This window comes from Prosthecobacter sp. (assembly GCF_044226605.1).
GTDB lineage: Bacteria > Verrucomicrobiota > Verrucomicrobiia > Verrucomicrobiales > Verrucomicrobiaceae > Prosthecobacter.
Map to the genome: position 1 here is coordinate 1 of NZ_JBGAGS010000009.1, position 13,746 is coordinate 13,746.

General features: G+C 61.2%; 10 protein-coding genes. 3 read left to right on the plus strand and 7 right to left on the minus strand.

What is annotated here, in order from left to right; translation table 11 throughout:
- Positions 1–394: 394 nt before the first annotated feature.
- From ACILSO_RS13465 to ACILSO_RS13475, 3 genes are all read right to left on the minus strand, one after another.
- On the minus strand, positions 395–1,063 hold the full coding sequence (locus tag ACILSO_RS13465) for a hypothetical protein (protein WP_395737939.1): 669 nt from the start codon (positions 1,061–1,063) through the stop codon (positions 395–397).
- A 63-nt stretch (positions 1,064–1,126) separates the two neighbouring features.
- Positions 1,127–2,176, minus strand: coding sequence for a sialidase family protein (locus tag ACILSO_RS13470; RefSeq protein WP_395737940.1), 1,050 nt, complete (start codon positions 2,174–2,176; stop codon positions 1,127–1,129).
- Positions 2,177–2,433: 257 nt separating this feature from the next.
- Complete coding sequence (locus tag ACILSO_RS13475; protein WP_395737941.1) at positions 2,434–2,895, minus strand: hypothetical protein; 462 nt, start codon at positions 2,893–2,895, stop codon at positions 2,434–2,436.
- 239 nt (positions 2,896–3,134) lie between these two features.
- Here ACILSO_RS13475 and ACILSO_RS13480 point away from each other — a divergent pair, with 239 nt between their 5' ends.
- Positions 3,135–7,178, plus strand: a complete 4,044-nt coding sequence (locus tag ACILSO_RS13480; RefSeq protein WP_395737942.1) for a glycoside hydrolase family 44 protein — start codon at positions 3,135–3,137, stop codon at positions 7,176–7,178.
- Between the two features lie 138 nt (positions 7,179–7,316).
- Here ACILSO_RS13480 and ACILSO_RS13485 read toward each other — a convergent pair whose 3' ends face one another.
- Positions 7,317–8,573 carry an RNA polymerase sigma factor gene (locus tag ACILSO_RS13485; RefSeq protein ID WP_395737943.1) on the minus strand — a complete coding sequence of 419 codons (1,257 nt, stop codon included), beginning with the start codon at positions 8,571–8,573 and terminating at the stop codon, positions 7,317–7,319.
- A gap of 275 nt (positions 8,574–8,848) precedes the next feature.
- Here ACILSO_RS13485 and ACILSO_RS13490 point away from each other — a divergent pair, with 275 nt between their 5' ends.
- On the plus strand, positions 8,849–9,715 hold the full coding sequence (locus ACILSO_RS13490) for a hypothetical protein (protein WP_395737944.1): 867 nt from the start codon (positions 8,849–8,851) through the stop codon (positions 9,713–9,715).
- A gap of 153 nt (positions 9,716–9,868) precedes the next feature.
- On the opposite strand, the gene ACILSO_RS13495 is transcribed toward ACILSO_RS13490, so the two are convergent.
- The 3 genes from ACILSO_RS13495 to ACILSO_RS13505 all read right to left on the minus strand — a co-directional run bounded on the left by ACILSO_RS13495 (position 9,869) and on the right by ACILSO_RS13505 (position 12,461).
- Entirely contained in the window at positions 9,869–10,159 is a 291-nt protein-coding gene (locus ACILSO_RS13495; RefSeq protein ID WP_395737945.1) for a hypothetical protein, read from the minus strand.
- 80 nt (positions 10,160–10,239) lie between these two features.
- Positions 10,240–10,839, minus strand: coding sequence for a PAS domain-containing protein (locus ACILSO_RS13500; RefSeq protein ID WP_395737946.1), 600 nt, complete (start codon positions 10,837–10,839; stop codon positions 10,240–10,242).
- A gap of 137 nt (positions 10,840–10,976) precedes the next feature.
- Positions 10,977–12,461: a glycoside hydrolase family 10 protein gene (locus ACILSO_RS13505; protein ID WP_395737947.1), complete on the minus strand. Its 1,485-nt coding sequence runs from the start codon at positions 12,459–12,461 to the stop codon at positions 10,977–10,979.
- Between the two features lie 132 nt (positions 12,462–12,593).
- On the opposite strand from ACILSO_RS13505, the gene ACILSO_RS13510 reads away from it, so the two are divergent.
- Positions 12,594–13,685, plus strand: coding sequence for an SMP-30/gluconolactonase/LRE family protein (locus tag ACILSO_RS13510; protein WP_395737948.1), 1,092 nt, complete (start codon positions 12,594–12,596; stop codon positions 13,683–13,685).
- The last annotated feature ends 61 nt before the right edge of the window (positions 13,686–13,746 follow it).

Here is a 13,746-nt window from a genome sequence, read left to right on the forward strand (position 1 = left end):
GGACTTGTAGCCGATATCGACGAGGATGACCTGGGGTTTGATTTCGAGGATCTTGCCTTTGACGATGGATCCTTCGGAAAGCTCGCGAAAAGAACCTGCGATCAGGTCTGCGAGTGTCGCTGTTGCGCTCATTATCTGTTTTTTACGGGTTGCGAGTGTTTAGGTGGTAAACCGCACGCGCACCTCCACTCCTGAGGCACCCGGCGGGCTTTCGTCCCGCAAAGCCACAAGGCTCCCGGACAAGAGGGCCGGGAGTGTCGGGGAGGATCGGTGTTTGGCAAGGGGGAAATGTGGGAGAAAACCGGGGCTGGAGGGCCCCAAACTGCGCAGACTCTGCCCTTAACCCCCCACGGATCAGCGAAAGCAGCCATTTCGGGTGCTGCCGGGCTGCGTCCTATGCCTTGAGATATTCCTCTTTGAGCAGCGGAATATCCTCCTCGCAAACCGGGGTGCGGTAAGGCCAGCGCTTGAGCAGCCACTGCCAGAACAAATAGTCCGGGTCGTCCAGCGGTACCTGGATGGCACCATCCCAAAAGCCGGAGCGTTCGGAATAGCCATTGGCCGGAATGTAGATGGTGCCACAGTCCAGAACGCTGCCACTCCGGGGCGAATAGTTTGTGTAGCTCGTAAACGAACGTTTGTCTGTTTGGGGCGGAAGTTCGGAGCACCCCCGGGTCTTCCAGCAGCCAGCGACGATTTCGATGTCATGCGCCTCTTCAGCATCCCACCAGCGGTCAAAGAAAGCCGTCAGGATGTCCATGTCGGTGAGCAATCCTTCAGGCATCTCCAGCATTAACAGAGGACCATACTCCAAGTTCATGCGGAAAAAGGCCTCTTTGCATTTGTTTTTGATCGCAGGCTCCCATCCATTGAGATCGCGCTCAGATGGGACCTCTTCGGTCATGACGACGATGGGAGATTGCATCGACCTGATTTCATGCGCATCGAGCTCTGCACCCTTCGCATTCAGGTGAGCGATGAGTTCCGGCCTGGCTCGGATGACATAGACTTTCCGGCGGCAGAGGTCGCGCGTCTCAGGAAGGTACCGGGGTTCTCGAATCATGCGTGATTTTAAGAACTCAACAAGGCCGCCGCAATGGAAATGCCGGACGTCATTCCGTGCCAGTCACTGCAGCGTGAGCTCCGCGAGATAGATCGCAGTGATGATCTTGCCGGCGGCGTCTTTTTCGTGGCTGGAGTAGTAGGAGACTAGGGCGCGTTTGTCTGACAGAGGGACGAAGCCGGGATAGGAATTGTCGCCGCCGCTGGGGAGTTCGGCGAACTCCTGCAGGGCATCGCCGACGAGCCAGCAGAGCGAGGTCTTGGGGCCGTGCTCCTTGGTGGTTTTGCGGCCGCCAACGAGGGTGTGCTCTCCCCATTTCACCACGAGCGGGCCGCCCACCGGCCGGTCCAGGCTGTGGCGGCTCCACTCCGCGTAGGGTGGCTGGGAGCGGATGACGAGGGCGTTCTTGCCACCACCATGACGCCCGATGGCGAGCAGGCCGCCGTCTTTTTCAAAAAGAAACGCGGTTTCGTCTCCGGCGGCCTCGGCGAAGTAGGCGCGCTTTTTCCAGATCAGGCCGTCATCGCTTTCCAGCATGAGGGACTGCACTTTTTCGCCTTCACCTTTGGGGCCGATGTCGTAGCCGGGCTTCCGCCGGCCGCAGAGGTAGGCCTTGCCACCGGTGGTGGCGGCGCGCCAGATGTAGAGGCCGAAGGTGCCCTCCAGCAGCTCGGGCTCGCTCCACTGCGTGCCATCTGCGCTCCAGGTGGCGAAACCGAGCATCTTGTTCATGTCGTAGTCCTTGGGCTGGATGCTGCCGGGGCCGCTCCACCAGGTGCCGGTGTAAACAAACAGCCGGTCTTTGAAGACGAGGAAGTGAGGATCCCGCGTGTCGCGGTCCTTGATGGAAAAGCGCTGCACCTGCGTCCACGTGGCACCTTCATCCGCGCTGCGCATGACGATGGCGGAGGCGGTGTTGAAAACCATGTGGCCGTCCGGGCAGCTGCGGAAGCAGAGGTAGAGCTGGCCGCGAAAGCGCACGAGATCCGTGAAGGCATTGTGCTCGCCATTGTGGAAGATGCGACGGATGTTGCTGACGGTGACCTGCGGTGGGGACTCGGCAGCGTGGACGGAGGCCAGCAGCAGAAGGGCGAGTGTGGTGATGAGGCGCATGGGAGAAAGATGGAAGGAAAGGCGCAAAGCAGGTGCAGATGCCGCCGGAACCGCCAGCTACAAACGATGCTTCAGCCGCCCTTTCATGGGGAAATCTTCTGTCGAAGCGAGGCAGGCAATTCAGCACGAGCCAGAGCACAGCAAGACTCGGCTGGAAAAAAGGCGGCGCATGGATTTCCGTTGAGGCAGCGGAGGCGGATTCTTGGGGCTTCCGTTGGAGATGATGAGACGATATGCCAGGTAGGATGGCAGCGGCTTCACCTTTCCTGTTGCGGCGCTGGCGCGGCGGCGGCAGCCGTGGGCGCGTAGGACTCAGTGGGAAAGGAGACCGGGTAGAGCGGGATTTGGGGGCAGCAGTCTTCCACGGGAATGTAGCCGCTGTCCGGTGGCTCTGGAAGCCGGACCTGGTAGGGCATCCAGACAAACCGCTGCAATTTGGGCATTCGAAACAGCGGACAATCGATCAGCGGATAGTACCGCTTGTTAAACTCCTGCTCGGCAGCCTTCCTGCATGCGGCGGCCAGAGCCTCGGCGGCACGCGCTTCGGCCCGTGCTTGCGCGGCGGATTGCATCTGCGCGCTGACCATTTCAAAGCAGGCGATCAAGACTCCGCACAGGCACACGACGAGGGCCATGCTGAAGCCCGCGCCAAACGCCGCCTGCATGTCCGTGGCACGACCGGGGGTGCCCGGGGCTGGAAGGCGGAGACTGCTGTCCATGCACGGGGTTATAGCGGACCGACGCAAAAAGTGTCAATCATTTTGCGGGGACAGGAAATGGGCGCTTTCAATAAATGGTGGGCAAGGGGTCATCATGACGGCCTGAGATACCCAAAAAAAGCACAGCCTCGGCCAAGGCAGGAGTGATGCAGCGGTGCGACGGCGGTTGCTTCGGGGGCGGGGTGCCATCATCTTGAAGGGGTCTGCCTGTTAGGCCTTTCCTTTTTGCCTTTATGCTGATGTTTTCCACAAGAGCTCGTGCCGCAGTGCGCCTGGCGCTGGGCATGGTGCTGCCGTTGTTGTTTTGTGGTGCTGGATCCAGCTTCGCTGCGCAGCCGCATTATCTGCAAGCGTATGACGGGGCTTTGCAGGGCACGTGGTCGTATTTTGTGTGGGATCTGGGCGGGCCGGTGAATGTGAATCTGGCGGCCTCCGCGCCGGGGCGCACGGGGAATGCCATTGAGGTGACACCGGCGCCGGGCAATGCCTACTGGGCCTTTGGCCTGCAGGATGTGAAGCCGGGAAATGACCAGCAGTGGAAGTACATGAACGAGATGCGCACGGTCGAGTTCGACATCTACTTCGAGCCGGGGTCCACGGGCGTGGAGGACATCCTGCTCTGGCCCACGGGGAACTACAACGTGCCCAGCTCGCCGCATCTGATCGATCTCATCCCCGGCTGGGCGACGATGACGAATGCGCAGCGCTACGGTCAGTGGTTTCACATTACCCTGGACATGACGCAGTGGCAGCCGGGCTTGAAGGCTTTCGCCGGTATTTTGATCGCCAGCTGGGGCAATGGCGCGCCGCACTACCGTGTGGCGGATGTGAAGCTGGGCTGGGCGGATGATGCCACCGCTCCCGTGCTGACCACGGGGACGACTTCCTATGACAGCACGGCGCACAGCCTGACGCTGAACTTCACCACGGACGAGCCCACCGTCTGCGCCATCGAGTACGGCGTCGGCAATTACAACACCCGCGTCTGGTCCGACGACTCGCGCAATTGGGACACCTTTGATGCTGGCGATCATCAAAACCTCACGCACAGCGCGGTGCTGCCGTTCCTCATTCCAGGCGCGACGTATCAGTACCGCATCATCGCCATGGATCATCGCACCGATGCCACCGCCGTGCCGAATCGCGCAACTTCCACAGGCAGCTACACCGTGCCCGGGCCGCCCTACACACCGCCGACGCCGCCCGCGCTGACCTATGTGTGGGCCTACCAGAATGCGCTGCTGGGCTACTGGGTGCGCTCCGCCTGGGAGCAGAACGGCCCGCTCTACACCGACTTCAATGCGGCCGCGCCCGGACGCAGCGGCAAGGCCATCGAGGTGCGCTTTGATCCCACCAATCTGTATGAAGCCGTGGGTGTGGGAGAGCGGCGCGATGGCTGGGACAATCAGTGGAAGTTCTTCAATGAATTCCGCACCCTGGAGTTTGATGTTTACTTTGAGCCAGACTCCGCAGGGCACGAAAGCTTCATGGTGTACATGGATGACGCAGGGCTGGCGGACAATGCGCCCTACCTCACCGACTTGATCCCCGGCTGGCTGGAGATGACGCCCGCGCAGAAGTTTGGGCAGTGGATCCACATCACGGTGGATCTGCAGCAGATGAAGCCGAAGTGGCCGGCGTTTTCGGGCTTCCTGCTGTACAATAATGCGGGCGCCGTGACCACGCACTTCCGCCTCGAGGACATCAAGGCGGGCTGGGCCACGGATACCACGCCGCCTGGCATCACGCTCACCACCAACTCGCTCAGCTTTGACTACCAGCAGTACACGCTGAACTTCACCACGGACGAGTCCGCCGTCACGCAAGTGGACTACGGCATTGGCAGCTACGCCAATACCGTGCAGGTGGAGGCGAATGGCTGGGCGGGCTTTTCTCCCGCCACGAGTCCTTACACCAGCCATGGCGCCGTGCTCACGGGGCTCACGCCAAACACGACCTACCAGTACCGCATTGTGGCGAAAGATCACCGCACGGATGTGAACGCCACGCCGAACCAGGGCGTGTACACTGGCAGCTTCACCGTGCCGCCAGCGCCCACCACGCCACCCACACTCTCGCCCATCACGGTCACGGACATCACGGGAAATCGCGCCACACTTTCCTGGACCGTTGAGCGGCCGTCCACGGCGGTGGTCACGTATCAAAAAGCAGACGGCCAGGTGGTCACGCGCACCTTGAGCAGCTTTCAGAGCAGCCAGAGCATCGTGCTGGATCTCATCGAGCCGCTCACCGCCTACACCGTCACGGTCGCGGTTACGGATTCCTTCCATTTTACCAGCACGGGCGGCACCAGTTTTACCACCACAGCGGCAGCGGCGCCCACGGTAACGATCACGGCTGATCCCGCACACACGCTGTCGATTTCCAAATGGATCTACGGCATCAATGACGTGCTGGGCTATGATGCCCAGGGCACTTGGAACCGCCTGCTGCAGCGCTCCATCGCGCCGCGAAATCTCACCCTCGGCCGCTACGGCGGGAACCGCTGGACGGCCTACAACTGGGAGAACAACGCCTCCAATGCGGGCTTCGATTACTTCTACCAAAGCGATGATTTCCTCGGCGGCGGCAGCGTTCCCGCAGAGGCCGTGCGCGATCCGGTGGCAGACCTGCGCACGCACGGCATGGCCACGCTCATCACCGTGCCCATGCTCGGCTATGTGGCGGGAGACAAGAGCGGCCCCGTGGATCTGAATGATCCCAATCACCTCGCCACGCGCTTCAAGCAGCTCGTTTACCGCAAGGGCTCCGCTTTTACCGCCACTCCTTCCACCACGGACGCCTTTGTGTATGCAGACGAGTTTGTATGGGCGCTGCGCAATCAGTTCTCCGCCGACATCTACGGCGATGCCCAGGCACCCACCTTCATCAGCCTGGACAACGAGCCCGACCTCTGGCCCAGCACGCATGCGGAGATCACGCACACGGCGGTGAATTCAGACACCTTCATCCAGAAGACCATCGATCTCAGCAGCGCCATCAAGGACGCCGCGCCCACTGCCGTGATCTTCGGCCCGGTGAACTACGGCTTTCTGGGCATGTACAACTGGCAGACGGAGGGTGGATTTTCCAGCACCTCATGGTTCACCGACAAGTTCCTGCTCGCGCTGAAGGCCGCCTCGCAGTCAGCGGGGCATAGGCTGGTGGACGTGTATGACATGCACTGGTATGTGGATGCCGTGGTGCCTGGCACCAGCACGGGCATCGGCAGCCTGCGCGGCCCCACGCTCAGCGCGGCGGAGATCGACGCCATCGTGCAAAATCCGCGCAGCCTGTGGGACAGTTCCTATCAGGAGAGCTCATGGATCACCCGAGACGTGCTCGGCGGACCCATCGCCATCCTGAACCGCATCCAGGCGAAAATCGACGCAGACTGGCCCGGCACCAAGCTCGCGGTCACAGAATACAACACCTCGGGAGACAACCACATCGCAGGCACCATCGCCCAGTGCGACTACCTTGGCATCTTCGGCCAGAAGGGGATCTACGCCGCGAATTTCTGGCCCATGAGCCCGAGCTATCCTTTCCTGCTGGCAGGCTTCAAGATGTACCGCGATTACGACGGCAATCTCGGCTCCTTCGGCGACATCTGCGTGCCTACGACCTCCAGCGACACCTCGAAAGTCTCCACCTACATCAGCAAGGACAGCACGAATGTAAACCGGCATGTCATCGTCGCCATCAACCGCTCCCAGGCAAGCCAGGATGTGGCATTCAATGGTATGAACATCTCCGGCACGGCGCGGGTGTACCGCCTGCAGGGTGCCTCCACCACGCCCGTCTTTGTGGGCGAGGTGCCCGCGGATCTGTCCAGCTGGGTCGTCACCCTTCCCGCGCTCAGCGTCTCCACCATCGAGATCACCGCTCCGTCGCTCTCACCCATCGAAACCTGGCGTCTGGCGAAGTTTGGCAGCAGCGCCAACAGCGGCAGCGGTGCGGACATGGCCATGCCTGCGCATGACGGCATCCCCAACCTCATGAAGTATGCGCTGAATTTGGAGCCCTTTACCCCTTCGCGACACCCGATCAGCACTGACACCAGCAGCGGCAACCTGCGCCTCACCGTCACCCGCAATCCCGCCGCCACGGATGTGACCTATGCCGTGGAAATTTCCACCGACCTGAGCAATCCCGCCGGCTGGACCACGGTGGGAACGACCGTGGAAGTGAACACCAGCACCACGCTGCAAGTGCGCGACAGCCTGCCGATAGGAACAGGAGGCCCGCGCCGGTTCATGCGGGTGAAGGTGGTGAGGCCTTGAGCATCGTGCCTCCGCGGTAAAAACAAACCCTCTTGATCCAGACCCGTCTTCAACAGATCATGGCATGACCAACCGCCATGCACAGGCGGCCTGTTCATTGCCGGCAGTCATGATGATCTGCGAAACCCGCGCCGGGCATCATTTGCCAGTGCGTGCCGGCCGAACGCCGGTGACCGCGGCCATGCGCAAATCGGTGAGCCATTCGTCGAAGACGCGCTTTTTCTCCTCGGGGTCGCTGATGCCCTGGGTGATCCTCGCCTTCATGATGGAGACCGTCATGGCGTCGAGTCGTCCGGTCTTGAACTGCTCAAGGCTCATGCCCTGCCGCTCCAGATCGCGCTCAAAGGCAGCGGGATCATTGCCGAAATCCTTCGCCACCCGGGCGGCGATTTCATCGTTGATGGCCTTCTCACCGATCTGCGTGATCGTTCCTCCCATGCGTTTGAATTCCGCCAGGATCAGCTGCTGATCGTCCAGGACCGCAGGTGCAGCAGCCGTCGGTCCTGAGTCGGGGTCTGGGTCAGGCGGTGGCAGGTTCGCAGGCATGGCTTTGTGTGCAGCCTCCTGAGCTTCGGGCGCCGCGCCGGATTTGGAGTGGGATTGAGCAACCACGGATGCGGGTGCAGGCGCTGTCCGTGGTGGCAGCAAGAATGGCAGGCTGAGGGCGGCAAGGGTGCCGGTGGCGAGAATCGCCTTGGTCGTGGTGGTCATGGTGATGAGAAGAGACGATGCCGATGTCGATGCAGAACCCGTGCCTGCCGCGCTGGAGCGCACGCCGCTGACGGCGATCTTGCCGAGGGCAGAATGGAGTGTGGCTGGTGCAGCCTGCACGCTGTTCGCGTTCAGCAGGCCTGCCAGCCCAAGGCCACACACCACGCCCTTCTTTCGCAGTCCCTCACGCAGCATCTGCAGTGCAGCGTCGATCTGGCGGGAGACCGTGGACTGACTCAGACGAAGACGCCGGGCCATTTCCTCCTGTGTGCGCTGCTCCAAAAAATGTTCGATCAGCAGCACGCGGCGTTCCTCGGGCAGGGCGTCGAGAACTTCATCCACCACGGGTTCGATCTCCGCCCAGGAGCCGTCCTTGTCCTCATGCAGCACCTCCACGGCGGCCTGCTCATACCGCTGGCGCCGCTGCTCCCCGCGGATGGCGTTGCATGCCTTCTGCCGTGCGACGTGGTGCAGCCATGCCGCCACGGATTCCTGAATGGATGCTCCCCGCCTGGCCAGCGCCAGAAAGGTGTCCTGCACCACCTCCTCCGCCAGCGCGGCGTTTTGAGTGATGCGGCGCGCCACGGCAAACACCATGCCTGCATGCACCTTCATCAGGGAATGAAATGCCGCCGCATCGCCGCGGCGATGGTAGAGGGAGAGAAGATGAAGATCGGTTTCCATGCGGGGTATGGCAGCCGTTCAAAGCCGCCGCACATTCATGATGCCACCGCCCGCCGAGGATTTATGCAAAAAAATGTTTCGGCTCGTTCTGCATTCACTCTTTCCCCTCCCCGCCCCCTGCACTTGCTCTCAAACGAATGGGAGACGTGGAATGCGCGAAGCGATAGGTGGAAATCTCGGAGGTGGTGCGACGGGCGGTGTCAGCCCTGCGGCACGCACAATCTTCTGACACTTTCCCTCTGGCGATTCCCTGCGGGGGACGCCAGTTTACGGAGATGTCCCAGCACGCTGATTCATCTCCTTTAGAAACGCGCCGCCACTGGCTGCAGCGCGGCCTGCTGGCATTGCCCGCGGCGCTGGCCGGATGCGTGGCACCGTCTTCTTCTTCGATGCTCGGCTTCTCCGCCCGAAAAAGCCGCGCGCAGTGGGAATACCACAACCGCTTTCTCGCCTCGGGCGCGCGTCTGCGCTTCCGCTCTCACAGCGCGCATGGCCGCCCCTTCACTGCGGGCATGGAGGCTTTTTACCGCGCTCACAAGCGTGACCCCCGCATCGGCTACGCGGTTAAAAATCTCGCCACCGGGCACTATCTGGCGGAATTTCAGGCGGACAAACTTTTCGTGGGAGGCTCCATGCCCAAGCCCGCCGTGGCAGCCGTGCTGCTGGAGAAACGCCGTGGCAGTCTGACGCGCGACGAATTTCAGCACATCGTGTATGCCTGCGACCAGAGCATCAATGCCTCCTGGTTCTACCTGATGGCCCGCATCACACCGGCGGACGAGCAGTACTTTGAGCAGAAGTACCATCTGCCCAATGTGCAGATCATCAACAACCTCCAGTCACCGCGCTTCTATGCGGAGTTCTACGAACGCTGCGTGAACTACCGCCTGGACTACGGCTGCGAGCTTCTGCTGGAGGCCATGCGGCGGGATCAGTATGGCCTGGGCCGCTGGGTCATGCCCGCGAGCATCACCTACATCGGCGGCAAGACAGGCAACTACGGCGAGTGGGACCACGAATCCCTCTTCTTCTACCACCGCAACACGCCCTACGCCATCGTGCTCTACACCCGGGGCAACTTCGCCCCGCGCAATGAGCTCGGCTGCATGATGGGCGGCCTGTTCCACGAATACTGCCGGTGACCCGCAAAGTACTCACGAGCTTTAGCTCGCTCTGGAAAGCGCCGCTCATCCAAAGCGATCGCAAAACTCGCGAGCGCTCTCTCAAACCGCATCGCCACGCGTCTGCGAGTTCATCCCTTCAAACAGCACGGCGCCCGATCCACTTGTTTCAAGTCATCGTTCCCTCTGTGGCAGCACTTCCACTTCGATGTCCCGCACGACGAGTGACGAACTCGTCTTCACCGGCTTCTCCGGCTCCAGCCAGGCGGCCTGCCGGGTGCCGGAGAAAAGCTTGCGCCGCAGCGTGTAGTACAGCGCTGCGACAGCGGAAACCGCCAGCCCGGCCACAGCCACCGCAGCACCGACCATGAGCACCAGCGCGACGAGTCCCACGCCTACGACTGCGATGACGCCGAGCATCAGCATGGCGGGCAGTCCGCGGATTTCGAAGGTTTTCGGTCTCATGTGAAGAAGATGCGGCCTGTCCCTGCGATGACAACCCCTATCGCACCCTCAGCGGTTGCAGAACCCAGGCTACTTTGTAGTCACCGCCGGTCAGCTTCTGGAAAATAAATGGGCATGCAGCTCGGGCACAGGGAGTGGGTGAAGTTTGCTTCAGTGTGCGCCGAGACGTAGATTTCCAGGCCGTGCCATTCTCCCTGCTCATCGCGGATGTTTTTGCAGGCCGCGCAAATGGGCAGCAGGCCGCGCAGGGTCCGCACCTCCGCCAGTGCCTCGTCCCTTTCCGTGATCGCACGCCGCAGGGCGGCCTCACGCAGCCGCAGCGGTGTCACATCCGCCACATGCGCCCAGAAGCCGTGCACCCGGCCTTCTTCGATGTCCGGCGTGTAGGTGGCGATGCTGTCCTTCGCTCCTCCTTGAGGCAGCGGAATGTGCCGCTCAAACTGCTGCAGCTCCCCGCGCAGCGCCCCGAGAATGTAGGGCAGGTTCAGTTCATACAGCGGCCCAAGCAGGTCCCTCATGTGCATGCCCACCATTTCCTCCGGGCTTCGGCCAAACCACTCCCGATAAGCCTCGTTGGATAAGCAGCAGCGCTGTCCAGCATCCCAATACGCCACCATGGCAGAGATCTGGTTGACCGCTTTGAGAGCCAGCCTGGCGGGTTCGAGGGTATTCAAAAACATAAAGGGGGGAACTATTTATCGCTCCTGATGAAGCGCCTTTTACATAAAGACACGCACGACCGCTGCGCCGTTGAATGCAGAGACGCTGCCGCCCACTTTTAAGAAGCCCCACCTCCTGCCGGCTTATGGCGGCGGTCTCATTTGCTTGTCACCCCGGCCTCTCCCACCTCCCATCCGCGCCCTGCGGCGCGGATGGCCACGGCGGTGGCCTTGTCCGGCCAGGGGGCGCTGAGCTGGTCTTTGAAGTACGTTTCCCAGGTGATCCATTTGCCATTGATCTGCGCCTGCATGACCCACCAGCGCGTGGCGTTCATCCATTGCGGATCGCTGTGCTGCCAGTCGACCGTGAGCCTGCCGCCGGGCACTGTCTTGCCAACGATCGGCGCGGGCAGCTGCGCCTGGCTGATCCATGGAGAGGCGGGCTGCAGCGCATGGGTCACGTAGGCGCGCTCCTTCGTGTAAGTGCCCAGCTTGCCGAGGTCTTTGTGCAGCGCCCCGAAGTGCCAGTGAAAGTGGCCCGGCGTCATTTTACTGCCGCGCTCCCGCAGCACGCTCATCTGATGGAGGATCTCGCCGGCGTTGCGATCGTTCCCGACTTTCGAAGAATCCATGCCCGGCCAGATGTGGCGGCCCTGAGTGTTCTGCTCCAGCCACCAGTCGTAGTAGGTCGCAAAGCCGAGCTTGGGCCGGTCGATCGTCCAGTACAGCTGCGGCGTGAAGTAGTCCACCCAGCCCTCCTGCAGCCATTTGCGCGAGTCCGCGCCAAGATCCTCATAGGGGTCCAGCCCGCCGCCGGTTCCTTCAGGAAAATTGGGCCGCCACAGGCCGAAAGGACTGATGCCAAACTTCACATACTGCTTCTCGGCCTTGATGCCCTCATAGATGGCGCGCACGGTGTCATCCACATTCTGCCGCCGCCAGGCGGTGAGCTCCAGCGTCCCACCTGCGGCCTTGTAGCGGCCGTAGCTCCGGTCATCCGGAAAAGGGATCTTCTTTTTCGCCGCATCCATGATGGGATAAGGGTAGAAATAATCGTCGATGTGGATGCCATCCACATCATAGCGCCGTGTCACATCCATGATCACCGCGAGGGCCTGCGCGCGCACCTCCGGCACGCCTGGGTCCATCCACGTGTCGGGGCCGTATTTCATCGTCCACTCCGGGTGCTTGCGCACGATGTGGTCCGCGCTCGGCGCCCGCTTTTCACCCGCCAGAGCACGAAAGGGATTGAACCACGCATGCAGCTCCATCCCGCGCTTGTGCGCCTCATCGATCGCAAACGTCAGGGGGTCCCACAAAGGCGAGGGCGGCGTGCCCATCTTGCCCGTGAGGAAAGGCGACCACGGTTCGAGCTTCGAATCATAGACCGCATCTCCCGCCGGTCGCACTTGGAATATAAGGACGTTCAGCCCCACATCCGCCGCGGAGTCGATCAGTTTCCGCAGCTGCTCCTGCTGTCTGGCCACAGGCAGCCCCGGCTCGCTGGGCCAGTTGATGCAATGCACCGTCGCGATCCATGATCCCCGCAGCTCGCGCGCCGGTGGCGGCACGCTCGTCTGGGCTTGCAGCGTGACGGCGCCGGCGAGGAGCAGGGAAAAGGGCAGCAAAAATCTCGAAAACATGTCTCCCAAGAAAACGCTTCACACGCGATGTGTCGCTGAATTTTTCTCATCTATGCCGTAATGATGTCCCGCATGTTTTTTCGTTCCTTATCCTGCCTAACCTTTGCGCTTACTTTGGCCTCCTGCTCGTCCTTGCGCTCGCCCATCGTCCCCGGCGCCAAGCCGAAGGACCATGGAGCCATCGGCGCGACGGAGGGACCCGTGTGGCACGATGGTTCTCTCTACTTCACCGATGGCAAGCACATCAACCGCATGGGACCGGACGGTAAGACAACGGTCTTCCGCCACAATGCATCGAACGGCCTGCTGTTTGACAAGGAGGGAAGACTCGTGGCATGTGAGTCCGGTTTGCGGCGCGTGACGCGGACGGAGAAGGATGGGAGCATCACGGTGCTGGCAGACCGATTTGAAGGGAAGCGGTTTAACTCGCCGAATGATCTGTGCATGGACTCAAGGGGACGGATTTATTTTACGGACCCAAGGTATGGGTCGAGGGATGGGATGGAGCTTTTTGAAAAAATCACCGCTTCAAATTTATACGGTATTCCAGGAACTTACGGCCCATTTCCTTTGAACAGTCGAGTCATCACGGAAATTAATCAGTTCCATCTAAGATTGAGTCGCCAGTTGTTTAGCGCAAGGACACCCGGGGATATGTTACAGGTCGCGAATAAGAATAATAAAGAACGATTTCGTCCCTCCATCGAAGGCGTTTATCGCATCGATCGTCAGGCCAGGTTACCGGATGGTCTTTGCTCCTTCGCCTATGACATCCCTAACGTCACACGCATCCATTGCGACGGCGCCGAACGCCCCAACGGCATCCTCATCTCTCCAGACGACCACTACCTCTACATCGCCGATAACAATAACAACAACCACGGCGGCTCACGCAAACTCCTGCGCTACACGCTCGATAAAAACGGCGACGTCAAACCCGGTTCCCGCAAAGTCCTCTTCGACTGGAAAGACGGCCGCGGCCCCGACGGCATAAAAATGGACAGCGCAGGCCGCATCTACGTCGCCGCTGGCACCAACAAACCCACCGAATTTGAAACCACCCGCTTCAAAGCCGGCTGCTACATCCTCTCTCCCTCCGGCCGCCTCCTCGACTTCATCCCCACCGCCCCGGACGAATGCTGCAACTGCGCCTTCGGTGGCAAAGATGGCAAGACGCTTTTCATCACCTCCGGCGGCCATCTCTGGAGTGTGCCTCTGCGCTGAGTCATGGAACTCTCGATTAACGCGACAGCGTCGTGGAGTGCGGTGGCACAGATGCAAGGCG